22 protein-coding genes are annotated in these 23,259 nt (G+C 57.2%); 7 read left to right on the top strand and 15 right to left on the bottom strand.

Features of this window, described 5'->3' with window-relative positions; all coding sequences use genetic code 11:
• Positions 1 to 8 precede the first annotated feature (8 nt).
• From B9Z41_RS16955 to B9Z41_RS08620, 13 genes are all read right to left on the bottom strand, one after another.
• Positions 9 to 587, bottom strand: a complete 579-nt coding sequence (locus B9Z41_RS16955; protein ID WP_143474174.1) for a hypothetical protein — start codon at positions 585 to 587, stop codon at positions 9 to 11.
• 26 nt (positions 588 to 613) lie between these two features.
• On the bottom strand, positions 614 to 1,903 hold the full coding sequence (locus B9Z41_RS16950; protein WP_143474173.1) for a hypothetical protein: 1,290 nt from the start codon (positions 1,901 to 1,903) through the stop codon (positions 614 to 616).
• A gap of 13 nt (positions 1,904 to 1,916) precedes the next feature.
• Positions 1,917 to 2,477: a Tfp pilus assembly protein FimT/FimU gene (locus tag B9Z41_RS08670; protein ID WP_158236159.1), complete on the bottom strand. Its 561-nt coding sequence runs from the start codon at positions 2,475 to 2,477 to the stop codon at positions 1,917 to 1,919.
• Between the two features lie 77 nt (positions 2,478 to 2,554).
• On the bottom strand, positions 2,555 to 3,160 hold the full coding sequence (locus B9Z41_RS08665) for a type 4 pilus major pilin (protein WP_100146656.1): 606 nt from the start codon (positions 3,158 to 3,160) through the stop codon (positions 2,555 to 2,557).
• A gap of 57 nt (positions 3,161 to 3,217) precedes the next feature.
• Complete coding sequence (locus tag B9Z41_RS17040; RefSeq protein ID WP_158236158.1) at positions 3,218 to 3,820, bottom strand: type 4 pilus major pilin; 603 nt, start codon at positions 3,818 to 3,820, stop codon at positions 3,218 to 3,220.
• A 71-nt stretch (positions 3,821 to 3,891) separates the two neighbouring features.
• Positions 3,892 to 4,983, bottom strand: coding sequence for a hypothetical protein (locus tag B9Z41_RS08655; protein ID WP_100146655.1), 1,092 nt, complete (start codon positions 4,981 to 4,983; stop codon positions 3,892 to 3,894).
• Positions 4,980 to 6,602: an ATPase, T2SS/T4P/T4SS family gene (locus B9Z41_RS08650; RefSeq protein ID WP_158236157.1), complete on the bottom strand. Its 1,623-nt coding sequence runs from the start codon at positions 6,600 to 6,602 to the stop codon at positions 4,980 to 4,982. Before B9Z41_RS08650 ends, B9Z41_RS08655 begins: the two co-directional genes overlap by 4 nt.
• A 272-nt stretch (positions 6,603 to 6,874) precedes the next feature.
• Entirely contained in the window at positions 6,875 to 7,459 is a 585-nt protein-coding gene (locus B9Z41_RS08645; protein WP_143474172.1) for a hypothetical protein, read from the bottom strand.
• A 10-nt stretch (positions 7,460 to 7,469) separates the two neighbouring features.
• On the bottom strand, positions 7,470 to 8,948 hold the full coding sequence (locus tag B9Z41_RS08640; RefSeq protein WP_100146652.1) for a hypothetical protein: 1,479 nt from the start codon (positions 8,946 to 8,948) through the stop codon (positions 7,470 to 7,472).
• A 1-nt stretch (position 8,949) separates the two neighbouring features.
• A complete protein-coding gene (locus B9Z41_RS08635) occupies positions 8,950 to 10,494 on the bottom strand; it encodes a hypothetical protein (RefSeq protein ID WP_143474171.1) in 1,545 nt (514 codons plus the stop codon).
• Positions 10,495 to 10,611: 117 nt separating this feature from the next.
• Complete coding sequence (locus tag B9Z41_RS08630) at positions 10,612 to 11,430, bottom strand: TcpQ domain-containing protein (RefSeq protein WP_233202599.1); 819 nt, start codon at positions 11,428 to 11,430, stop codon at positions 10,612 to 10,614.
• A complete protein-coding gene (locus B9Z41_RS08625; protein ID WP_100146650.1) occupies positions 11,427 to 11,792 on the bottom strand; it encodes a hypothetical protein in 366 nt (121 codons plus the stop codon). The genes B9Z41_RS08630 and B9Z41_RS08625 overlap by 4 nt, the downstream gene beginning before the upstream one ends.
• A 249-nt stretch (positions 11,793 to 12,041) precedes the next feature.
• The gene (locus tag B9Z41_RS08620; protein WP_100146649.1) at positions 12,042 to 12,875 is read right to left on the bottom strand and encodes a M48 family metallopeptidase; all 834 of its coding nucleotides are present in this window, start codon (positions 12,873 to 12,875) and stop codon (positions 12,042 to 12,044) included.
• Between the two features lie 38 nt (positions 12,876 to 12,913).
• Between B9Z41_RS08620 and B9Z41_RS08615 the strand changes: the two genes are divergently transcribed.
• From B9Z41_RS08615 to B9Z41_RS08605, 3 genes are all read left to right on the top strand, one after another.
• Positions 12,914 to 14,281 carry an AmpG family muropeptide MFS transporter gene (locus B9Z41_RS08615; protein ID WP_100146648.1) on the top strand — a complete coding sequence of 456 codons (1,368 nt, stop codon included), beginning with the start codon at positions 12,914 to 12,916 and terminating at the stop codon, positions 14,279 to 14,281.
• A 63-nt stretch (positions 14,282 to 14,344) separates the two neighbouring features.
• Positions 14,345 to 15,067 (top strand): response regulator, encoded by a 723-nt coding sequence (locus tag B9Z41_RS08610; protein WP_100146647.1) that lies wholly within the window; start codon positions 14,345 to 14,347, stop codon positions 15,065 to 15,067.
• Positions 15,068 to 15,074: 7 nt separating this feature from the next.
• Entirely contained in the window at positions 15,075 to 16,331 is a 1,257-nt protein-coding gene (locus B9Z41_RS08605; RefSeq protein WP_100146646.1) for a HAMP domain-containing sensor histidine kinase, read from the top strand.
• 41 nt (positions 16,332 to 16,372) lie between these two features.
• On the opposite strand, the gene B9Z41_RS08600 is transcribed toward B9Z41_RS08605, so the two are convergent.
• Together B9Z41_RS08600 and B9Z41_RS08595 are read right to left on the bottom strand one after the other, a co-directional pair.
• Complete coding sequence (locus B9Z41_RS08600) at positions 16,373 to 17,488, bottom strand: LLM class flavin-dependent oxidoreductase (RefSeq protein ID WP_100146645.1); 1,116 nt, start codon at positions 17,486 to 17,488, stop codon at positions 16,373 to 16,375.
• 40 nt (positions 17,489 to 17,528) lie between these two features.
• Entirely contained in the window at positions 17,529 to 18,521 is a 993-nt protein-coding gene (locus tag B9Z41_RS08595) for a tripartite tricarboxylate transporter substrate binding protein (protein ID WP_100146644.1), read from the bottom strand.
• Between the two features lie 208 nt (positions 18,522 to 18,729).
• Between B9Z41_RS08595 and B9Z41_RS08590 the strand changes: the two genes are divergently transcribed.
• From B9Z41_RS08590 to B9Z41_RS08575, 4 genes are all read left to right on the top strand, one after another.
• Positions 18,730 to 19,710: a tripartite tricarboxylate transporter substrate binding protein gene (locus B9Z41_RS08590; RefSeq protein ID WP_100146643.1), complete on the top strand. Its 981-nt coding sequence runs from the start codon at positions 18,730 to 18,732 to the stop codon at positions 19,708 to 19,710.
• A gap of 34 nt (positions 19,711 to 19,744) precedes the next feature.
• A complete protein-coding gene (locus tag B9Z41_RS08585) occupies positions 19,745 to 20,656 on the top strand; it encodes a polysaccharide deacetylase family protein (protein ID WP_100146642.1) in 912 nt (303 codons plus the stop codon).
• Positions 20,656 to 22,110: an amidase gene (locus B9Z41_RS08580; RefSeq protein WP_100146641.1), complete on the top strand. Its 1,455-nt coding sequence runs from the start codon at positions 20,656 to 20,658 to the stop codon at positions 22,108 to 22,110. The genes B9Z41_RS08585 and B9Z41_RS08580 overlap by 1 nt, the downstream gene beginning before the upstream one ends.
• 151 nt (positions 22,111 to 22,261) lie before the next feature.
• A complete protein-coding gene (locus B9Z41_RS08575; protein ID WP_100146640.1) occupies positions 22,262 to 23,254 on the top strand; it encodes a tripartite tricarboxylate transporter substrate binding protein in 993 nt (330 codons plus the stop codon).
• Positions 23,255 to 23,259 lie beyond the last annotated feature (5 nt).

The raw sequence follows: 23,259 nt of genomic DNA, 5'->3' as shown, positions 1-23,259 counted from the left end.
ACGGCTCATCACTTAGGTCCTGGGCCTTTGCCTGAAGGGCCGGTTTTTTCTTTACCGGACTTGCCACCCTTACCTGACTGGTCAGTATCGCCGCCACAAGTAGTCGTCGTAACCGTGTCCTTACCAACAATGGTGCTCGTCTTCTTTCCTCGAACAGACAAAGTCCAATCTGACACATTTCCGGCACTGATGGTGGGCTTGATGGTGAACGTGCAATCCGTGCCAACCAAAGAGTAGCTGGTCAAGCCGTTGCTGACGTACCAAGCAGGAAGGGTCACACTCCAATAATCTGATGTGTCTGCGCTGTCACCAATCTCTTGCAAATAGATACTGCCGTCTGCATTGATATGCGCGACTGCGACGTTATACACGTACCTGTACGACAAAGCGTCTGTTGCCGTGAACAGACATGTCCATGAAAGACTGCTGTCGCACGTAATGCTGGGCTTGGTGGGTATCACGACGCTGCCGCTGCCACGGTTTGTACGTGTGAAATCGACCACTGCTGCAGATTGAACAGTGTTGGTGCACAACGCGGCAAGTGCGATAGCTGTGAAATAGCAGACACACAATTTAAAGTTTTTCATACATTTCCTTATTTACAGTTGAAACATCAATAAACACAATATGTCATTGCAAGCGCATCACCTTGAATCGCATTTCCATTGGCGTCTAGTATTGAAATCGACCAAGAAGTGGTGTTGTCAGTTGCACTCCTGTACACAATCTGGTTGGTTTGCACATCGGTCACAGGGAATAAATAAATGGCCGAATTAACACCTGCAACAGCACAAGTAGGTTTGGTAACCGTTGAGCCGTTGGACACAATCAGTGACTCCATCGCCACCAAGCTACCCATACGGCTGACGAAATCTACATAGGCCAAAGTTGTTCCTTGACAAATCAATGTGGCTCCGGCAGCTGTTGCGGCCAGAGTCCCGGCTGTAGTGCAGGTCGTACCCGCGGTAGAAATCGGCAGTCCTCCGCCTGTTGCAACCCATGTTGTACCGCTACAGCGAGCTGGTAAATAACTACTCCCGCTTGATACCCAGCCCATCGCACCTGACGTGCTGCATGTTGCGCTAGCAGTTACCGCTGGAATGACCAATGTGCCATTACTGGCATCTACAGTGCCTGTGGCAGTGAACGTCCCTGTTGCCGTGACAGCACCTGTGGTGTTGAGCGGACCAGAAAAATTCAATGTCCTTGATTCGCTGGTGCGTGCAAAGAAGTTGTAGAAGGTGTTGGTGTTATATACCGCACACAAAATACCTGCCGTGTTAGTAACCGGATTAGTGACTGTGTTGGTTGCCAACGTTGGGCCATTGATATACCCAGCACTGCCAGCAAAGCTTCGCCCACCCATGCCATTCATGCTCATCATGGCTTGGGTCGCCAAATCATCGCGTACCTGCCCCCTCACACTCAAGGCAGTTTTCAAGCAAGCCGTGGCTTGCACGATGGCACAGGTTTGCCCAGAGCTGCATGGGGACGCTCGCGTGATATCAAAACGCAACTCTTGCCCTGTCGGAGACAAGCTAGCAAAAGTGGTGGCAATCAGCGGCACTCCATCTAACGTAGCCGCCTGCAAGGCTGCCAATGTAGGTGTCAAGGAAGCAGTGTTCGCATATGCCGTCAACCCGCTGACGTTCAGAATCAGGTATCTTTGCAATCCAACCGATGCGGCCACCATATAAGCGCCTGTTGCAGCAGCCGCAGAATCATCCATATCCTGTAATACCTTGCCTCGCGCAAATATGGCGATGAACGCCACCACAACCAAGGTGATCGCCAGTTCTACCAACGAAGAGTAACCTCTTTGCCGCTTTGCCAAAACCATCTCCTGCGCGAAAGCACATCGCAAGATGGCTAGATTTGCATGAGGTGTTGTGTTGTTTGACATTCAAATCAACCGATCACCGGAAGGTGAAAACAAACTTGTTGGTGTCGCCGTCAGTGCAAAGACCAGCGGCCACTTGCCCATTAAAAGTGGCACTTGCAGAGGCTTTCACGGTTGTCAGCGACCCGCCTGTAGGGCCCATGGCGATGATTTCTGCCACTGTCTGCAACGCGGTAGCTAACTCTGGACAAGCCGCAATATTGACCGCGTCAAGAGTCACCGTGAACGCATCGCTGCTAGCGGCTATGCTTGTTGTGGCAGTGGTCACCGCTGTCGTACTGCTGCCAATTTTGTGATAAAGGGTCGTTCCATTTGCCGTGAATGCATTGGTGCGGTACATCATGGTGGTCGACAGCAATGCCGCCGTGACCCCCCCATAAGACGCCGTGCCATTGGTTGTGTTGTTGGTACGAATTCTTGCCACCGCAGAGGCAAGTTCATCCGCCGTCGGTTGAACCTTCGCACCGAGAATTAAGCTACGTGCTTTAGGCACAGCAAACAACGTCAGAACAGCCACGATGGTCAACACAATGCTCAGCTCAATCAGGGTGAAGCCCCACTGTTTGAAAACAGGCACCACCCCTCTTGCAACCTTGCATCGCATGATGCCTAGGCTCGCATGAGGTGTGGGCTTTTTAAGCATTCAAAGTTCGATCAACGGAAGGTGAAAACGAATGTGTTGTTGTCGCCGTCTGAGCATTTAGTGGCGGCTGTTTGAGCATCTAGCGTGGCGCTGGCATTGGCCTTCACAGTAGTACCTCCAACCGTGATGACTTCAGCCGCAGACTGCAAATTAGTTGCCAGATCAGGGCAGGCTGAAATGTTGACATTACTAAAAGTAACTGTAAAAGCATCGTTAGATGCAGTGATCGTCGCAGGAGCTGTTGTCACCGCAGCCGTGCTGCTACCAATTTTGTGATAAATAGTTGTTACAGTTGCATCTACGGTGAATGCGTTGGTACGGTTCACTAAGGCCTTTGCCAGCACGGCGGTAGTCATGCTTGTGTAGGCGGGTACCGCTGCTATACCCGCAGCATTACCGCGAATCCTTGCGACCGCTGTCGTTAAGTCATCGCCGGTCGATTGGACCTTTCCAGTGATGATGAATCCACGCACTTTAGGCACGGCAAACAGCGTCAGAATGGCTACGATGGTCAACACAATGCCCAGCTCAATCAGGGTGAAGCCCCTCTGACGACTTTTGCTCATAATGAATTTCTCACGATACAAAGTGAAGGGCCACACCTCTCGAAGTGACATCGCAAAATGCCTACGCTTGCATGAGGTGTGGGCTTTTCAGACATTCAAATCACCAGATCAACGGAAGGTGAAAACGAAGCTGTTTGTATCGCCGTCAGTGCATTTAGTGGCTGCTAATTGAGCGTCTAGCGTTGCGGCGGAACTGGCCTTCACAGTAGTACCTGCAACCGTGATGACTTCAGCCAAAGACTGCAAATTACTTGCCAGATCAGGGCAAGCTGCAATGTTGACACCACTAAAACTAACTGTAAAAGCATCGTTAGATGCAGTGATCGTTGCAGGAGCTGCTGTCACCGCAGACGCACTGTCGCCAATTTTGTGATATACAGTTGTCCCATTTGCGGTGAATGCGTTGGTACGGGTCAGTAGGGCCTTTGACAGCACGGTGGAGTCAATGTTTGAGTAGGTAGGCGTCGTAGCCATACCTGTACCATTACCGCGAATCCTTGCGACCGCTGCCGTTAAGTCATCGCCGGTAGATTGAACCTTTCCACTGATAATGAATCCGCGTACTTTAGGTACGGCAAACAACGCCAAGATGGCCACGATGGTCAACACAATACCCAGTTCAATCAGGGTAAAACCCCTCTGACGGCCTTTTTTGGCGGCTGCTGGCATTGCCGCTGGCTGTGCCAGCGTAGGTGGTTGATGGTTTTTCATGATGAGTTCCTTTGATAAGTTGGATCGTTTAAGTTGCTATCGCTTGAGAAATTGATTTTTTTTCAATTTGTCTATTTCATATAGTTCATCGCAGCCCCTTTCATTTCATAGCTTGCTGTTTGAATCCAAAAGGCCATGCCGCCTGTACACGCCACGCCCAGCAGCAGCAAAGCCCAACGCCAAAACGACAAACGCGCAATCAAACGTGGAACCAAGTCTGCCGCCACATATTGACTGGTGACTTCAAAAGCGGCAGCAAACCCGCGGCCTTCCTCCACGTCTCGCAAGCGCCAGTACATTTCTTGCGAGAGAAGCCCGGCATCAAAAACCTCACAGGTTGTGGCACCCGTATCGGCAATTCGGTCCAGCATTTGCTCAATCCGCCATTGAAACCAAGCTGAAATATTGCTCTCGGTGAGGCTGAGCAAACCCTCTTCCAAGGTGCTCATCACATTGCCACGTTTTTGTGTCAGTGTGCTCATGGTCATCAAAAACCGTACAGCCGTGACATCGCGCACCATCCGGTACAAAACGATGACCCGGTCTGCCACTTCACGCCCCGGTCCAACCCAGTTGTCGATAGACCACACCACCCAAGTCACACCCAGCATCAGCCCCACACCAACTGGCACGCACCAAGTACGTACCAGCTCATCCCAAGTCAACATTGCTGTCCCAACAGGTCCCCAGTAAGAAACGGGTATGTCCATAGAGGCCTTCAAAGCATCCACCGCAAAACCAGGCAATAAAGTAAGCGCCCCCACGGCCAGCGATAAGGCTAAAAGTCCAACGCCTAGGGTGGTGAACACGGCCGCACGCATTTTGTCCACAAGGCGCGCCATCGTGGCCAAGTCACGCAATGCGGAAGGAATCGCATCGTTGCCCGCATCTTGCAAAACATACAGAATAGAAAGCTCTTGGTCTGGCAACGTGCCTTGCCAGGCACTTGCCAAATTGGCACCGTTGTCAATGAAGCGTTGTGCCCACAATGCGGACAACACGCCACGCGGTGTGCCTTCAAATCTTGTGCTGTCCGACTCAAAGATTGACAGCATTTTGCGATTGGTCGTCACCAACAGCGACGCCATGTCTTCGTAGTATTCAGCGCGGCTTTTGTGGAACTTGCCGACCGCTCTTTTTTCAAGCAATGTGAGATCGCTCATGGTGCAATCTCTGTCTTGGCGTGAGGGACTGCAACCGGATGGACACGTGGCCGCTGCGCGACGCCACGCTTGTGCTCAATGGCAGCAAAGCTTTCAAACTGAAGCTCGATCTCTCTTGGGTCAACCTCGCCACATGAAGCTTTGTAAATGGCTGACTCCATGGCGGTTTTGCCTGTGAAGTCAGGGTTGTCAAACTTGTTGTTAGACAACTCACGCCAATACCGAAACAGCTGCACGTGGTTACCAGCCAGCAAAAACTCGCAAATGTTTTCATCGGGCTCCACCATCTCGCACGCGATGGTGCGACCAGAAAAACCGGTGAGTGCAGACAAGTCTTTGTTGACGCAGTGCGGGCAACCGTTGGCGTTCCGCAGTTTGAGCTTGTTGCTGTCGAATTGGTACAAGCGCTCAAAGCGGTCCATGTAGTGATGGTGCTCATTGAGCGCCACCGAGTCGAGTTTGAACTCAAGGATGTAATCCGTGGGGGAGAGTGCGCAATGCGGACAATTTTTGGGCAGTAGCGCCTGGTACACATTCAAACGAATGTTGCCGGGCGTGGCCAACACATCGACGGGAATACCCACTTGCGGGCTGACAAACTTTGAAAAAATACCCAAGGCGCTGGGCGCGTGGGTGGTGGTGAACACCGAGTGCCCAGACTCCAACACCGCACGGGCCACGCGTGCGCCCTCTGGGTCGCGTATTTCACCCAGCATGAACACATCCAAAGCCGAGCGAAACAGCGCACGCACCCCAGCCGCAAAAGAAGAGTTGGAGCCTTCGCCGGTTTGCACCAAATCACGGATGATGGTTTTTTGGTAGACCCCCGGCATGTCTAGCTCCACCGGGTCTTCAAAGGTCACCTTTTTGATGTGGCTTGGCAACATGCCCATCAAAATGGCGGTGGTCACCGACTTGCCTGAGCCCACCGTGCCAGCGAGTGTGGTCAGCCCGCCTTTCGTATGAAGCGCTCGATTGAACACGTCTAAGTGCCAGGGCAAATAACCCGCACCCTCTAAGGTTCGGACCACGGCAGCAGCACCCAGCTTTTGCAAACGCAAGGTGATGACGGGGCCTTTGTCTGTCGCCATGCCCGACCAACGCAACCGCACGCGCACGTTGTTGGCCAAGTCAATTTGCAGCTGACACTGCTGCTCAATGCGCTGCTGAAAGGTGGCGTCACTTCCACCGTCCCCTCGTTGCCAGGCAATGCCCAACATTTGCAACACGGTGTCTGTGGGCAACCTCCAACGCTCGGGCTGTAGGTATCGGCCATCAATTTTGAAAGCCACTTGGGACATCGGCTCATGGCTGTAAACCGCAAAGTCAATGTCGTTGGCGCCTTGGTCAAACGCCCATTGGGTGACATCGACAAACGATTGCCACAAAGCGCTTTTGCCACTGTCCCCCAGCGACACGCCTGCGCTGTGGTTGCCAGCATGCCCTTGGCTCACCGCCATGATGATCGACGGTGCAGCGCGCCACGCGACAGGCCCTTGCTCTGGCAAGGACCACCCGTGCTCCGTCAATATCTCGACGTAGCTGTTGATATCATCCACAGTGACGGTGGGCGCGACCAGCAAAATGGCGTTTTTATTGACCTTCGAAGACTGAATCATCGCAACCGACACAAACAAGTGTGTTGAAAGCGACAACGCACCATTTAAACAAGCTTCAAAAGGCACATGAACCAAGTCTTCAAACCGATTGATTTCTCCAACCGCAACACGATAAGGGCCAAAGTTTGTGAACGCAGAATGCTTGCGTGATTGGCTGTTCTCCGAGCCATGTTCACTTGTGGATGCGCCCAGCGTGCGTACCAGCCGGACAACTGGCGTATCCGAACTTGGGTTTGGTTTGTTATGACTGAAGGCAAACATGGTGAAAGCTCTCACTGTTTAGGCGCAGATAGGCGCGCATCTGTCGTAGGCCGCCCGAGAGGCATGCCAGACATGAGGCCTTGCAAAAGCGAAGGGTCGGCGATTGAGCCAACAGGAGACAACGCGCCTGTGGGCAACGGTCCTGTGGGTGGCGCTCCTACGGGTAGCGCACCTGCAGGCGACGGTGCCACTGATGGGCGCGGGTCGACAGAGGCCGACAAGGTCCAACACACTACTTGTCTGGTTTTGTTTTTTAATGCATCAGCACCCACCAAATCCACACACATGCCATGAATAGCGGCCACCACCCAAGGCCCTGCGTGGTCGCCAACAACCAATCTTTTAAAACGAAGGTCGCCATACTTCAAATCCACCTGTAGTTCCGAGCCCAGGCCGTAGACCGACAGCAAAGTAAGCTCTACTTCGCTGGCCGCAATTTGACGTGCCTGCGCTGGCGCAGAGGCTGGATTGGCGCGCTCAAACACGGCTTTGTTTTCTGCTTGCAACAGAGCTTCGACCGTTTGGGCACTGGTCATCACCGTGCCGGTTTGTGCATACGCCTGGATGACGCCACACATGGCGAGTAAAGCAAGCACCTGTTTGAAGTTAGTCCTTGGCATACAGCACCCCACTGATCTGTACTTGCAAAGCAGAGCCAAGCAAGGTGTTCACTGGACCAGACATAGCAGCATAGGTGAGCGACAGCGCGCGCCACTCTGCGGCAATGCCACGGTCAACCAGCGTGTCTATGGTTCGCAAAGGGCCACTGATACTGAAAGGTGCCTCGCTGGGCAACACAATGTTGGCAGGTTTAGGAATATCGGCCCCCGAATTGCTTTTAGGCGGCGATACGCCCGAAGACGTGAAAGACAAGCTGGGTATGCTCGACATGGCCGGAAGCAAGGTTTGCAGTTGCGACGCTGTTTCTAATGAGTGTTGATTTCTGGTGAGAAGTTTGTTCAAGTCCAAAGGCTCCACCTTGTAGACTGGCTTCCACTCCAAAGACACCTGCTGCATAGACTCAAATTTGATATCAAACCCCTCGGGCATTGACGCTTTCAGGTCTGCATTGGTACCAGCACCTGACTTGGCTTCTGGCGTGTAGCTTGCAGAACAATCCCAAACTTGTTGTCCAGCCGCAGGGGGTTGTGCTTTGCAGTTCGCGCTGCCCAATTTCCAGCCTTTCCAATGAAGCGGCAATTGACCTAGGCTTTTGCGAACAACCCGCAGGCCTTCTAAGCCGGGATGGGCTCGTGAACGAGCAAACTCCGCCATAGCTTGAGGCCAACGTATGGCTGGGTCATCCACTTGCAATTCTTGGGTTTTTTTCATGGCCCTGAGCTCATCAGCCACTTGCGCAGACCACAGGTCATAAGCCTTGTTAGCCAACCACAGAAGCACCAAAACAGCCAACACTTTGAACACAGGCTTGGGTATTTCTATCTTGGCCAACCAACTGACAGGGGGCAGCTTCAACAGCCGATCACCGGCCATCGTGGTGGCCGTCATCAAATTGGCCAAAGAGCAGTTTTGGATTTTGAAATCAAACGCACCCAGATCAATATCCGAATACACAGCAGCTTGGGTGTATTGACCCAACTTTTCGACCAACCAGTCACGGGCGATCACCGTCAAACTGCCACCCGGGTCTGCCAACACTTCATCCATACCGTAGGGGCGACCATTGCGAATCACAGCGACCCACACTTCTGTGGAACTCAAGGTCAAAGCGAACAATGCGTCGCCAGATGTCAGACGACTGGCCAGCAAAGCGGCTGGATAGGCTTGTTCTGGAATGTCAGGGGCCCCTTTGCCCAATGGAACTTTTCCATACGCCAAGGTTTGTGTGCCCAGCATGCAATAGTGTGTGGCACCCGCTGATCTGGCTTTCTGTAAAGCCGCCTGTGCGCCACCGGAAATCAAAATCGCACGCCAGTTCAAACCCAGCACCAATGTTCGGCTGGCGTTGGCACTCTGCACAAATTGCAATGGACGTGCTGCAAATCGGTCCGACGAGGCCTGCTTGGATGCAGCGTCCGCACCCTCTTTCTTTCGCATCAAATTAAAAAGTGCCAGTGTTGCCATATCAAATGCTGTCTTCTGCGATGGCTGTGACCAACAACACAATGCGCCGTGTCGTTTGACTGGTCAGGTCAGAGCCGCCCAGAACAATCGGCGCGTTTTCGTCCATACGACGGGCCGATGCCGTATTGAGGGCTTCATCCAGCCCCCCCACCAGGTGCGTCACCCCTGAGCGCACCACCGTGCGCGCGGTGAGGTTGGCCTCTTTGATGTTGCGTTGCTGGACCGTGGTACCCGAGCCGTTGACTTGCACGGTATAGCCCGTTAAGGTGCCTGAGCGATCCGCCAAGTTCAGACCAATCAAAATTTGGCCGTCATCTTGAGCCTCTGGGGTAACAGTTAAAAACACCCCGTATTTGTCTTCTTTTTGTGTCACCGTCGGCGCGCTGTAGGTACCTGATGTGGAGGTGGTTGTGCTACTGGTCACCGAAGCCACATAGTCAAACACGGTAGGCAAACCAATGGTTTGCGCATTGCCCGACAAAGTAGAAATAGGAAAGGTTCTGCGGTTGACCATCAAGCCCATTTCACTCAAAGCTCTGATAAATCCCGTCGATCCGGCGTAGTCGCCCATAGTTGCAGCACTGAACCCCACCTTGCCACCATTCAGCGTAGCCAAACTACCAGGCGAGGTCAAACTTCCAGTTGCACCATTGGTTTTTGTGTACAACACATTCCAGTCAATTACAGCCTCACGCCCTTGGACGTTCGTGACATACAGCTCTTCAAAGATAAGCGTGATGCGGCGCGTCAAGCGCTTGTTCTCTGACTCAAGATAAGCCTCGATCCTGGCAATGGCCTCAGGCGTGTCGACGACCACCACGGACTTGGTGTCTAAGTTGATGTCGATCGTTCCAGCCTGGGTACCTAGCGCCGTCAATGAGGTTTTGATACTTGTCAGCACGTCGACCGCTGTGTTTTCGTAAGTGGTTTTAGACTCGTCTTTGAACCCTGCAGAGGACGTGACTGTGGAGGGAATTCGCTGCGCCAAAGCTTTCAGACGGAGTACACGAGATTCAAGTCGGTAGATTTCAATCGTGCCAGTGTCCGTGAGGCGATGGTTAACGCCCCAGGTGGCATCGGCCAAGTCGAGCAAGGCGTTAAGCTCTATATCCACCGGAGGAATTGTCAACAAGTCAGCTTGGGGCGCGCCGCCAACGCCACCCCCTGCGGGTGCTGCTCCGCCGCCGCCTCCAGCACCACGACGCAAAGCAAATTGCGACACGGGCAGTAGTGCTTCCGGTTTGATGCGTACCGGAACTCCAACCAGCGCCATGATGCAACTGGCCAAGCGCTGCAAGGTGTAGTTGCTGGGGTTGCACTCTGGGGTGAGCGCCGTGATTTTGGTCTGCCCCAAGGCGTCAAGCGTCTCACCTTTCAAGCGCAAACGTGTTCGCAACACGGCGGGCAAAGCCACATCGCGCGACAGCGGAACACTCTTACCCGCCAACCAGGGTTCGTCCACATCTTGCTGTTGAATGGCTTGTGCCGAATAATTTTTGGCACGCTGAGTCACCGCTTGCTGCATGGTGTTGGCCGTATTGGTCATGTCCGCAAAATCTGTTTTGATTTGCTGACTTGCAACAAAGGTGCCACAGCCACTGCTTGTCAGCGTGACGGCGATGATCGCGATATATTGAAAGAATTTCACGAGGTGTGCCGCCCTTTAATTTTCTGTACGCGAGCAAAGCTCAGACGCAGGAATTACACGCAACACCTTGTTCGAATAAAAGCAAGGCTGCACTGGCAAATCTGTCAACAAAGTGCTTTTGAGCAAACGCCTCACGGCGGTCTTGAAATCAGCCATCACCGAATCCGTCCCGCCCACTGGAATATCACGCGCCACGCTCCAGTGCTCCGGCTCAAACATCCAACCCGACGTATTGGCCCAACGCGTCAACACCTTGCGAAAGTTCTGATCGGACAGCCCCACCGAATAGGTTTGCTGTTGCACGGCAAGCGGCGCAGGCTGATCTGACACGGCGTTGTCTTTGGCTTGCACAGGCACAACAGGTGGGGTAGCAGGTAACACGATGGCTGGCTGGTTATCTATCACTATCGGCTGAGCCAACACGGGCACTGGCGTTGCTGGCAGCACGGTGGTCACCGAAGGTTCAAGCTGCGCCACAGTTCGGGGCTCAGGCGTGAGCACCGCTGCGAATTGGATCGGCAAGGGCACATCAGGCACCTGAATGTCGTCCCCGCGCATGAGCCAACGACCATCCACCATTTCTGCAGCAAACGGCAAGGTCGTTTGGCCAGTTTTCACAAACGGAAGTGCCTGAGCCACCTTGGCTTGGTCAGCGCTGACATACAGGGGCAACAACATAGCCAGATCACCCAAGGCAATGCCTTGTTGCCACTGCGTGACCAGTTGTTGCAGGCTATCCAAACCAGCCTCGTCTTTGGCATAGGCGGGCGACAACCAACACATGACGCACACAGCGGCAATGCCTTGTCGAAAAAATGGAAGCCAGGCGTTCATTGTTTTGTGCTGACTTGACTCAGCGTTGGCATCAATTTGAGGGTCACTTCTTTCAGAAGCAGGTTTTCTGAATCCAAAAATCGAAGCATCCGATCCAGCGAGACAAACGTGCGAGGACGACCGCCTCTGACCGTGAACAGGGTAAAAACACCCGATGCCCAAGACAAGGTGAAGGTCAATATGAATCCTTCGTCTGTTTGAACAATGGACTCCTCTTTCACGGCCTTGGCTTTGGCGTACTCACGCAATTGGCCTTCTGTCACTTTTTGCAACGACAACCCAAAATCAATCGGCTTGGGCGGCTTTTTGAAATGCAAACCATTTCCCGAACTGTGTAGCCCCAAGGTATTGATTTTTGTCATTTAGATATAAAAAGTAATACGTTGGATGTATGTTATGGCGTACTCTGTGCAAACACCATGCATAAAACTATTTGGTTAACAAAATCTCCTAAATCGTTGTTTTATAGAGACATTTTTAGTAACTTTTAGCGTTTCAAGAAAATCTTGAAGGTGATTTGCGAAAAACGAATCACCGCCGCGCTTCGGACAGCGCCATGCCGCGCAAAGCTCACCGCCGTGAGCTGCGCACCTACATTTGGTTAGACGGTGTTACTTGCTGTCTTTGGCCCGCTGGTACAGCGGCAAGACTTTGGGCAAGTTGGCCTGGATTTCATCAATCCGGGTCGTGCCCGAAGGGTGAGTACTGAGCCACTGCGGAGGTGCCCCTTTGCTGGCCGCACTCATTTTTTGCCACAGCGTCACGCCCGCACGCGGGTCATAGCCCGCACGAGCGGCCAACTCCATGCCCACCAAGTCAGCTTCAGTTTCGTCGTCGCGGCTGAATTTGAGGTTGATCAAGTTGGCCCCTTGCTTGGCCACGAAGTCGGTCAAGTTGGGGTTGACGCCAAAAAACACCGATGCCACGGTGCTGCCAATGGTGGCCAGCCCATTGGTGGCGGCCGACTTGCCCATGCGCTCGCGCGCGTGTTCGCGCAAGGCATGGGCAATCTCGTGGCCCATCACCATGGCCACTTCGTCGTCCGTCAACTCCAGTTGCTTCAAGATGCCCGTGTAGAACGCAATCTTGCCGCCGGGCATACAAAAGGCGTTGATTTGGTTGGAGCCAATCAGGTTCACTTCCCACTTCCACTCGCGAGCGCGAGGGTTCCAGTCATAACTGTGTGGAATCAAGTCTTTGGCAATGCGACGCAAGCGCAGCACTTGCGGGTGGTCGGCAGGCCCCAAGGCATTTTTTTCTGCCGCCTGTTTGAGCATTTGGCTGTATTGCTGCAAGGACGATTGCTCCACCTCTGCAGCGGGTACCAGTTTGGCAAACGCCGACTCTTGCCCCACCTCCACGCCCTCGCGCGCCAACAACGCACCGCTGGGTGCGCAACAGACAAAAGCCAAACAAGCATGGAGAACAGCACGTTGAAGACGCATGGCAAAAAGCTCTCTCAGAAAGCCTGAAAATAAGGACGATGAACGATACAACAAGTCCCCCAACTGCGCAGCCTGCGGCCAAGCCCGCGCAAAGCTGGCACGATGCGGTGCGGGTGTACTTGGAGCCTGCCTCGTGGCGCATGCTCTGCCTGGGGTTTTCGGCCGGGCTGCCCCTGCTGTTGGTGTTAGGTACCTTGAGTTTCAGGCTGCGGGAAGCGGGCATCGACCGCAGCACGATTGGATTTTTAAGTTGGGTCGGCTTGACCTACGCCTTCAAGTGGGTGTGGTCACCTTTGGTCGACCTCTTGCCCTTGCCACTGTTGCACCGTTGGCTGGGGCGACGCCGCAGCTGGTTGTTGTTGGCGCAAAGTGTGGTTGTGGCCGGGTTGGTAGGCATGGCACTGCTGGACCCGCAGCAGGCCCTGGAGCCTGTGGTGTGGTGCGCCTTGTTGGTCGCCTTTGGTTCAGCCACCCAAGACATTGCGCTTGACGCCTACCGCATCGAATCGGCCGACCAGCAACGCCAAGCAGCCTTGGCGGCCACCTACCAAACCGGTTACCGACTGGCCATGATTTGGGCCGGAGCCGGTGTGTTGTGGGTGGCCGCACGCGCCTCCGGCACAGACAGCAACAGCTACCAACACGCAGCGTGGCAAACCGCTTACTTGGTCATGGCGGCGTCCATGGGGCTGGGGGTACTCACCGTGTTGCTGTCGCCAGAGCCTGCGCAACGCCCCACGCCCCCTGCACGCAACCTGCGGGCGTGGTTGCAAGAGGCCTTGGTGGCACCCTTTGCCGACTTCATCGGCCGCTACCGCTGGCAAGCCGCCTTGATCTTGGGGTTGATCGCGGTCTACCGCATCAGCGATGTGGTGATGGGCATCATGGCCAATCCGTTTTACGTGGATATGGGCTACACCAAAGACGAAGTGGCCGCCGTCACCAAAGTATTTGGCGTGGTCATGACGCTGTTGGGGGCATTCATTGGCGGTGTGTTGTCGATGCGCCTGGGTGTCATGCGCATCTTGATGCTGGGCGCGGTGTTGAGCGCGCTGACCAACTTGCTGTTTGCCTGGCTGGCCACCCGTGGGCATGACCTGACCGCGCTGGTGTGGATCATCTCCGCCGACAACCTGGCCAGCGGCATCGCCTCGGCGGCCTTCATTGCGTATCTCTCGGGCCTGACCAACGTCAACTACTCCGCCACGCAATACGCCTTGTTCAGCTCCATGATGCTGCTCGCGCCCAAATGGCTGGCGGGGTTTTCAGGCGTGTATGTCGATGCCCATGGCTATGAAGCGTTCTTCACCAGCACGGCCCTGCTAGGGGCACCAGTGCTGGTGCTGGTGTGGCTGGCTTCACGCGTGCTGCCGGTTCAAGCCAACACGTCTGAGGGCAGACATTGATTTACACAGTCTTTACAGAGCAGCAAGCGCGTCTTGGCAAAGCTTGTCCATGATGGAGACACCATGAACACACTGTTAATGATTGAAGATGACCATCGTCTCGCACAGATGGTGGGCGAGTACCTCACCCAATCGGGTTTTCAAGTGCTGCACGCGGCCAACGGGCAAAGCGGTTTGAATGTGTTGCAACACAGCCTCTCACTCAAAACCCCTGTGGACTTGGTGCTGCTGGACTTGATGCTGCCCGACATCGACGGACTGGAAGTGTGCCGCCGCATCCGCGCCCTGCCTGGCACCTTGGCACAAACACCGGTGCTCATGCTCACCGCCAAGGGCGACCCAATGGACCGCATCGTGGGCCTGGAACTGGGGGCTGACGACTACCTGCCCAAACCGTTCGAACCGCGAGAGCTGTTGGCGCGCATCCGCGCCGTGCTGCGCCGCCACCAACCCGGCAACACAAGCGCCGCAGGTGCAGAGCCTCTCAAGTTTGGCTCGCTGGTGCTCGACCGTGACGCACGCAGCGTCACCGTGCGCGGCCAGCCCTGTGATCTCACGTCCTACCAGTTTGATTTGCTGTGGGTCTTGGCCGAGCGTGCCGGGCGCGTGCTCTCGCGCGATCAAATCATGGAGGCCGTGCGTGGCCGTGAGTTAGAAGCATTTGACCGCTCCATCGACGTCCACATGGGCCGCATCCGCGCGGCCATTGAAGACGACGCCAAAACACCCAAACGTATCTTGACGGTGCGCGGCGTGGGCTACGTGTTTGCCAAACAACAAGACTGACAACTCCATGCCCGAAGTGACCCCGTCCAGCCGCGCCTTGCACCTGCCCTTGTATGTGCGCATTTGGCTGGCCGTGGTGTTGGCGGTGGCCTTGCTCACCCTGTTGGCAGGGTGGGTGGCGCGCATCAGCGCAGACCCACCCTTGCGCGAAGTGGTCTTGCGCAACGCAGCCGGGGAAGTGGTGGGTCAAGGCCGTCGTCCTTTGCACCCGCAGGAAAGGGAGGCGGGGGACGGGCCTGCAACGCCAATGCCCCCTCAAGGCATGCACAACTCACCCGACATGGATACACCACCACCTGGCCGCTTCGGCACCGGGCCTGAATTCATGGTGCGCATGCAAGACGGCGAACTCATCCACATTCACTTGCCACGCCAGCAACGGTCGTTTTGGACGCGCCCGCCGTTTGGTTTTTTCTGGACCCTCGGTCTGGTAGGCCTTGCTGTGGCCTTGGCCACCTACCCCATCGTGCGACGGTTGACGCGTCGGCTCGAACAATTGCAAAAAGGCGTCGAGCAATGGGGCACTGGCAATTTGTCTGCCCGCGTGGCGGTGCACGGCGGTGACGAAGTGGCTTACCTGGCCGAACGCTTCAACCATGCCGCCGAGCAAGTCGAGCAACTGGTCACCTCGCACAAGTCCTTGCTGGCCAATGCCTCGCATGAATTGCGCTCGCCGCTCACGCGCATTCGCATGGGGCTGGAGCTGATGGGCGACACACCCTCGCCGACCATGAAAGAAGAAATCTCGCGCAGTGTGGGCGAGCTGGATCAGTTGATTGACGAAATTTTGCTGGCCAGCCGACTGGATGCCAAAGAGGCCGACATTGGCACGGTGGAGAACGTCGACCTGACGGGCCTGGCCAGCGAAGAATGCGCGCGCGTCAACGCCGCACTTGAGCTGGGGGCTCAACCCCAAAGTTTGCTCGTGCCCGGTGTGCCCAAGCTGCTACGTCGCATGCTGCGCAATTTGTTAGAAAACGCGCGCCGTTATGGCACCGCAGACATCGAGGTGCAACTCGAACCCAGCGAGCCCAACCGCGTGGTGTTGCGGGTGTGTGACCGTGGTCCTGGCGTGCCGCCCGAGTTGCGAGAACGTATTTTTGAGCCGTTTTATCGCCTGCCCGGCGCCAGCGAACGCGATGGTGGCGTGGGCCTGGGGCTGGCCTTGGTGCGCTCCATCGTGCAGCGCCACGGTGGCGAAGTGCACTGCGAAGACCGCCCAGGCGGCGGTGCCAGCTTTGTGGTGCAACTGCCCAGAGCTTGAGGTGCCCAGCGCACAGGACACGCGCCCAAACAACGCCTGATTTAAGCGTTGATCACCGAGCCCAAACCCAAAGCTTGGTTGACACGCGGCATCACCTCTTGCGCCATCAACTCCATGGAGCGGCGACCCAAAGCGGGGTCCACCAAGTCCATGCCCGCGTAGACGATTTCGCCAAAGTCACCAGCGGTCTCGCGCAGCGCCAAGATTTGATCGACCACCTCATTGACCGTGCCGGTGATCACCAAATCGCCCATCAAGCGGTCCAAGGTCAACAAGCTGTCGTCCTCGTCGGGCGAGCGCTTGAAAATGACGTGACGGTTCGAGATCTTCATCTTCGTCAACATCTGTTGGTAGTAGTAGCGGTAAGGGCTGTTGGCGTCTTCGTGGCCGTAGCGCTTGGCGGTGCTGGCGTCGTCACTGACGAAAATCGTGCGCGCCACGCGCCAGTCGGCGGCTTTGGCTTGTTGGCCCACCGAAGCCTTGCCTTCGGCGTAGTTGGCCCAGTGGCTGGGCAACCAGTGCGAGAGCAAGAAGTTGGCCGACATGGGGTGAAAGTCGCGCTGGCCCATGGCGATCACGCCCTTGGAGAACGGCGCCACCACCGTGCCCACCACTTCGGGATAGGGTTTTTGGAAAGGCTTCATCAACTCCCCGCGACCAATTGCGGGCACCGCCGTTTGACGGGTGGTGACCTTGAAGCGGTTGTTCTCAAAGTCAATGTCATAGGGCGGGTCGCGCTGCCAAATGGCCAAGATCACGTCGATGGCTTCGGCAAACAATTTGTTGCGATCTTGGTCCAACATGCCCAAAGATTCCGCGTCAGACGCCAAGGCACCGGGGCTGATGCCAAAGATGAAGCGGCCTTTGGCCAGGTGGTCAAACATGGCTGCTTGCGAGGCAATCAAGGTGGGGTGCGCATGCGACAAATTGCTGGTGCCCGAACCGAGCAAGATGCTCTGCGTTTCAAAAATCAGCGTCGCCAAAAACATCAAGCTGTTGGTGACGTTCTCGGCTTTGTCGGTCAAATGCTCGCCCACGAATGCGTCGTAAAAGCCCAAGCGGTCGGCATAGATGATGGTTTGCCGATCTTCGTGCAGCGTTTCCGTGGTGTCCCGATGCAAAGGGTGCAAGGGCATGGTGAAGTAGCCTAAACGCATGGTGTTTCTCTCTGTGTTTTCAATTGAAAATTTCTGCCGCTCATTCGGGCTGCACGCCCGCGTCTTTGATGACTTGCGCCCAGCGCGTGATCTCGCTGCCCACAAACTTGGTGTAGTCGGTGCGTGACAACTTGGAAGGCTCCAAGCCCAGTTGGTTCAAGCGCGCCAAAAAGCCCTCGTCTTTCAAGGCGGCGTTCAACCAGCCTTCCATTTTTTTCATCACGTCTGGCGGCATGCCAGCAGGTGCGGCCAGGCCCAAGAAAAAGCCCAACTCATAACCGGGATAAGTTTCAGCAATGGCGGGGACTTGCGGCCACGCCTTGAAGCGTGTCGGCGCGGTCACGCCCAACGCCAGCACCTTGCCGTTGTCGATTTGCGCCATCGCAGGCAGGTACTCGATGAACATCACTTGCAGCTGTTTGCCATAAAAGTCTTGCAGCGCTGAGCCAATGGCTTTGTAGGGCACGCCGGTCATGGGCGCACCGGTTTTGACGCGAAACATTTCTGCCGTCATTTGCGAAGCCGAGTTGTAGTGGCCATAAAACACTTTGTCCGGGTTGGCCTTGGAATAGCTCACCAAATCGGCCACCGAATTGATGCCTGAGCCTTTGAGCACCAAGGCCACCGACGCTGCGGTGCCAAACATGCCCACATGGTCCAAATCTTTGAGCGGGTCGTAGGGCACTTTTTTGTACAAGCTCAAGTTGGCAGCCAAGGTGGTGTTGGTGGTCAACAACATGGTGTAGCCATCGGCGGGTGCGTTCTTCACCATCTCGGTACCCAAGATGCCGTTGGCCCCCGCCCGGTTGTCAATCACCACGGGCTGCTTGGTTTGCGCTTCGAGATACTGCGCAAACGCACGCGCGGTGATATCGCCCGAACCACCCGGCCCAAAAGGCACCACCAAACGAATCGCTTTGTTGGGATAGGTTGACGCTGGGGTCTGAGCCTGGGCATTGAGCACCGTCAGTGCCAGTAAGGCACCAACGACACAACACAGCCATTGAAAAAACGAAGTACGCAGGTGTTTCATCTTGTCTCTCGGTGTGGGTACGGGTTGACAACGCAGGTCTTGGATGTGCGGCGATTTTGACGGCGCTCACGCCAAGTCGTAGCGTCGCAAGCGCTCAGATGTGTAGCCTTTGCGACTCGACACGTTGGGGTTTTACGCCGATTGCACATAGAAACACCTCAGCGCATACTGCGCCACCTTTGACAACCCCTACCTAGCAGGAGAACTCATGAGCATGCGCCGATGGCCCCTCTACGCCGCACAAACGCTTCTCACGGTGTGCGCCATCGCATGCAGCGCAGGGGCGCTGGCCCAGGCCTATCCCAACCGCCCCATCAAGATGGTGGTGCCCTATGCGGCAGGTGGCTTTTCTGACCAAGCCTCTCGCATCTTGGCTGAAGGCATGTCACGTGCGCTCGGACAGGCCATCGTCATCGACAACCGCGCGGGCGGGGGCGGGCGCATTGGCAGCGAAGTCATCAGCCGCGCCACCCCCGACGGCTACCAATTGCTGATGACCACCAACGGCACCCACACCTACATGGCGGTGACCGAAAAGAACTTGTCGTATGACCCGGTGGCCGACTTCACGCCCGTCTCGCTGGTGGGCAGCTATGGCTTGCTCATGGTCACCCACCCCTCGGTGCCCGCGCGCAACCTGCAAGAGTTCATCGCCTACGCACGCGCCAACCCCGGCAAGGTCAACTACGCCTCCTCGGGCATGGGCAGCGGCTTGCACTTTGCAGGTGAGTTGTTCAACGGCATGGCCAAGACCAGCATGGTCCATGTGCCCTACAAAGGCTCCGGCCCTGGCATGCAAGACGTGCTCGCGGGCGTGTGCCAAGTCATTTTTGACGGCGCTGCCAAAACCCAAATCGATGCGGGCAAGGTGCGATTTTTGGGCACCACCAGCGCCATTCGCGACCCGCGTTTTCCAGACATGCCCACCCTGGCTGAAGCGGGCTTGCCGGGCTATGACTTGACCTACTGGGTGGGCTTGTTTGGCCCCAAGGGCATGGCCCCTGAAATTCAAGCCCGCTTGAACGCCGCCGTGCGCACCGTGCTGGCCGAGCCCGAGACCCAACGCAAACTCACCGCCATGGGCATGACCCTGGTGGGCAGCACGCCCGAGCAGCTGGTGCGCGAAATTCGCACCGAGACCGACAAGCTGCGCCAAATTGCAGCCGCCATTCCAGGCGGCATTCAATAAACCACTCCCACTCTCACACAAGGACACCTCTCTCATGTCAGACGAAGAAGCCAACGCATGGCGCCCGCACGAGCGGCTTGATTTTTCAGCCATCGTCGACCGCCCTCCCTTGCAACTGCCAGGCGGCGCACGCGTGGTGGTGTGGCCGGTGGTCAACATCGAAGAATGGGACATTGCACGCCCCATGCCCCGCATGGCCTCGCCCCCGCCCGGCGGTGTGGCGCCAGTGCCCGATGTGCCCAACTGGACCTGGCATGAGTACGGCATGCGGGTGGGCTTTTGGCGCTTGCTCGACGCCTTCAAGCGCTACAACATCCAACCCACCATGTCGATCAACGCCAAGGTGTGCGAAACCCGCCCCCGCGTGCCACAAGCAGCCCTCGATGCAGGCTGGGAGTTCATGGCCCACTGCTACGAACAAATTCCGATTCAAAAAATCACCGACCAGCGCGCCATGATGGAACAGACGCTCGACGTCTTGACCCGCTTCACCGGCCAGCGCCCCAAAGGCTGGTTGGGCCCAGGCCGCAGCCAAACCTTTGTCACGCCGGATCTGATCAAAGAACTCGGCATGCAGTGGTTTGGCGACTGGGTGCTCGATGATCAGCCGCAATTCGTCAACACCCGCCATGGCCGCTTGGTGTCGGTGCCTTACACAATTGAGCTCAACGACATCGGCATCATGCTGACCGCCCACCAAGCCTCCGACGCCATGCTCAACCGCACCCGCGATGCCTTTGACCGCCTCTACATGGACTCGGCCAACGGCGCGCGCATTCTGGCCTTTGGGGTGCACCCGTACATTTCGGGTGCCTCACACCGCATTCGCTACTTTGAAGAAATGCTGGAGTTCCTCAGCGGCCGCGACGACGTGGTATTTTGGAATGGCCAACAAATCTGTGATTGGTTTGAGCAACAGGCGCTCACCGGCACACCACGCACGTGATGCCCGCGATGGATGTGCCGCTGCATGCCTTGTCGATCGCGCAAGCGGGTGAGCTGCTGCGCACCCGCGCGCTGACACCGCTGCAGCTGGTGCAGGCGTGCTTGACGCGCACCGACGCGCAAGAGCCTCAGCTTCACGCCTTCATCACCCGCACGGCCGACGCAGCCTTGGCACAGGCCGAGCAGGCCACGCGCGAGATCGCCGCAGGCCACTGGCGCGGACCGATGCATGGCATTCCCATCGCCCACAAAGATGTGTTGCTCACGCGTGGCGTGCGCACCACCGCGCACTCACGCGCGCTGGAACACTGGGTGCCCGACACCGACGCGGTGGTGGTACAGCGCTTGGCCAAAGCAGGTGCCATCAGCCTAGGCAAAACCGCCTGCCATGAATTTGCCTTTGGCTCACCCGCCTCTGACGATGTGTTTCCTCCCGCCCGCAATCCGTGGAACCCGCAGCACATGCCCGGGAGTTCGAGCAGTGGCTCGGGCACCGCGGTGGCCGCCGGATTTTGCTTGGGCGCCACCGGCACCGACACCGGCGGCTCGGTGCGTCACCCCGCCGCCGCCTGCGGCTTGGTGGGCTTCAAGCCCACCCGGGGCGTGCTGCCCATGGACGGGGTGATTCCACTGGCGCCCAGCATGGACCATGTGGGCCTGCTCACGCGCAGCGTGGGCGATGCGGTGTGGATGTTTGCCGCCATGCGCGGTGACGCGGCAGCTGCGCCCACCGTGCACACACCCCACACGTCTGGTGCGTCTGGTGCGCCCTCGCCACAAGCCAGCGCATCCTCAGGCACCTTACCCCCACCGCGCACCGCCTTGCCCGGCCTGCGCATTGGCGTGATGCGCCGCCAGTTGCAAACGCAAGCCCACGACCCCGAAATTTGGCAATGCTTTGAAGCGGTGCTGGCACGCTGCCGCGCCAGCGGCGCGCACGTCATGGACATCGACCTCGAGGGCAGCGACCAAGCCGTGAGCCTGGCCAACACCTTGATTGGCTTTCAGGGCTACCAACAGTTGCAGCACTGGGTGCGCGACCAGCCGCAGCTGCTGGGCCAAGGCCTGCGCCGCCGCTTGGTGAGCGCCGCCGAGGTGACCCCACAAGACCATTGGCAAGCCAACGTCACCCGCTGGCAACTTGAACAAGCGCTTGAACAGGTGCTGACCCAGCAGGTGGATGTGCTGCTGTCGCCCGGGCGCGAAATGCCACCCGAAACACTGGAAGCCTTGATGCACAACCCCACCGGCCAGCGCAGCAGTTGCAACCGGCTCTACAGCCTCACCGGCCACCCGGCACTCACCCTGCCCATGGGCCTGCACAGCAGTGGCCTGCCCATGGCCTTGCAACTGGCCACCGCCCAACACAGCGACGACCGGCTATTGGGCCTGGCATTGCGGCTGCAAAGCTGCCTGCCGTGGGACCCACTGCACCCGGCGCGGCCTTGGGTCTGAACCAAATTCTGAGTCAAGGCCTGCGCCATCTGGCTGGCCTGTTGCAGCCCTCTTGCAAACCTCTTGGAAAGGGCTGTCACCGACTGGACGCCCGCCAGTCGGCAAGCGGCTTGCGGGTGGTCAGAATCGCAGCACCCACCGAGAGACCCTGATGCCGCACACCTTCAACCCACACCGCCGCCAATGGCTACAGGCCAGCGTCGCGGCGAGCTTGGGCGCGCTGGGGCAGCACGCACACGCGCAGAGCTGGCCCAGCAAACCGATTCGCTTTGTGGTGCCCTTTGTGCCTGGCGGCACGTCCGACATCGTGGCGCGCACGGTGGCCCAAGAGCTGTCGCGCCAGCTGCCCTTTCCCGTCGTACTCGACAACAAGGCGGGCGGCGGCGGCGTGCCCGCCATGCAAGAGGTGGCGCGCGCGGCGGGGGACGGTCACACCGTCATCCTGGGCCATGTGGGCTCGCTGGCGGTCAACCCCTACATCTTTGCCAACACCGGCTACGACGTGAACCACGACTTCGCCCCTGTGACCTTGCTGGCCAAAGTGCCTAGCTTGTTTGTGGTCCACCCCGACGTGCCGGCCAAAAACCTGCGCGAATTGGTGGACTACGCCAAACGCCGCCCCGGACAGCTCAACTACGCCTCGGCAGGCAACGCCAGTGCGGGCCACTTGGCCATGGAGTACCTCAAGCTCACCACCGGCATGTTCATGACCCACATTCCCTACCGGGGCACGGGCCCAGCCTTGACGGATTTGTTGGCCGGGCGCACGCAAGCGTTTTCTGCTGGCACCCCGGCCTTGCTGCCCCACATCCGCAGTGGCCGACTGCGCGCCATTGCCACCGGCACGCCACAGCGGCTGGCCTCGCTGCCCGACTTGCCGACCGTGGCCGAGTCGGGCTACAAGGGCTTTGAGTCGGTGCAGTGGTACGGCATGATGGCGCCCGCCAGCACGCCCAGCGACATCGTCAAGCGCTTGCAAGAAGAGTGCAACAAAGCCTTGCACACCGCCACCATTGCCGAACGCTTTGCCAGCGAAGACGCCTTGGTGGGCGGCGGCCCGCCCGCCGAATTTGCCGCCCTGATTGCCCAACAACAACGCCTTTGGAAAGACGTGGTGGCGCGTGCGCGCATCCGCGCCGACTGAAACAC

Origin of the sequence: Limnohabitans sp. JirII-31 (assembly GCF_002778315.1) — a bacterium.
In the GTDB taxonomy this organism is placed as follows: Bacteria; Pseudomonadota; Gammaproteobacteria; order Burkholderiales; family Burkholderiaceae_C; genus Limnohabitans.
Note: the sequence above shows the minus strand (reverse complement) of the source record. Positions and strands in the feature narration are given on the sequence as shown.

Coding starts and splice junctions, on each gene's coding strand:
- B9Z41_RS08575 (WP_100146640.1), top strand. CDS start 22,262: ATGCCGCACACCTTCAACCCACACCGCCGCCAATGGCTACAGGCCAGC.
- B9Z41_RS17040 (WP_158236158.1), bottom strand. CDS start 3,820: ATGAAAAACCATCAACCACCTACGCTGGCACAGCCAGCGGCAATGCCA.
- B9Z41_RS08625 (WP_100146650.1), bottom strand. CDS start 11,792: ATGACAAAAATCAATACCTTGGGGCTACACAGTTCGGGAAATGGTTTG.
- B9Z41_RS08615 (WP_100146648.1), top strand. CDS start 12,914: ATGAACGATACAACAAGTCCCCCAACTGCGCAGCCTGCGGCCAAGCCC.
- B9Z41_RS08635 (WP_143474171.1), bottom strand. CDS start 10,494: ATGACCAATACGGCCAACACCATGCAGCAAGCGGTGACTCAGCGTGCC.
- B9Z41_RS08605 (WP_100146646.1), top strand. CDS start 15,075: ATGCCCGAAGTGACCCCGTCCAGCCGCGCCTTGCACCTGCCCTTGTAT.
- B9Z41_RS08665 (WP_100146656.1), bottom strand. CDS start 3,160: ATGTCACTTCGAGAGGTGTGGCCCTTCACTTTGTATCGTGAGAAATTC.
- B9Z41_RS08650 (WP_158236157.1), bottom strand. CDS start 6,602: ATGATTCAGTCTTCGAAGGTCAATAAAAACGCCATTTTGCTGGTCGCG.
- B9Z41_RS08630 (WP_233202599.1), bottom strand. CDS start 11,430: ATGAACGCCTGGCTTCCATTTTTTCGACAAGGCATTGCCGCTGTGTGC.
- B9Z41_RS08610 (WP_100146647.1), top strand. CDS start 14,345: ATGAACACACTGTTAATGATTGAAGATGACCATCGTCTCGCACAGATG.
- B9Z41_RS08600 (WP_100146645.1), bottom strand. CDS start 17,488: ATGCGTTTAGGCTACTTCACCATGCCCTTGCACCCTTTGCATCGGGAC.
- B9Z41_RS16950 (WP_143474173.1), bottom strand. CDS start 1,903: ATGTCAAACAACACAACACCTCATGCAAATCTAGCCATCTTGCGATGT.
- B9Z41_RS08620 (WP_100146649.1), bottom strand. CDS start 12,875: ATGCGTCTTCAACGTGCTGTTCTCCATGCTTGTTTGGCTTTTGTCTGT.
- B9Z41_RS08590 (WP_100146643.1), top strand. CDS start 18,730: ATGAGCATGCGCCGATGGCCCCTCTACGCCGCACAAACGCTTCTCACG.
- B9Z41_RS08585 (WP_100146642.1), top strand. CDS start 19,745: ATGTCAGACGAAGAAGCCAACGCATGGCGCCCGCACGAGCGGCTTGAT.
- B9Z41_RS08640 (WP_100146652.1), bottom strand. CDS start 8,948: ATGGCAACACTGGCACTTTTTAATTTGATGCGAAAGAAAGAGGGTGCG.
- B9Z41_RS08580 (WP_100146641.1), top strand. CDS start 20,656: ATGCCCGCGATGGATGTGCCGCTGCATGCCTTGTCGATCGCGCAAGCG.
- B9Z41_RS08595 (WP_100146644.1), bottom strand. CDS start 18,521: ATGAAACACCTGCGTACTTCGTTTTTTCAATGGCTGTGTTGTGTCGTT.
- B9Z41_RS16955 (WP_143474174.1), bottom strand. CDS start 587: ATGAAAAACTTTAAATTGTGTGTCTGCTATTTCACAGCTATCGCACTT.
- B9Z41_RS08655 (WP_100146655.1), bottom strand. CDS start 4,983: ATGAGCGATCTCACATTGCTTGAAAAAAGAGCGGTCGGCAAGTTCCAC.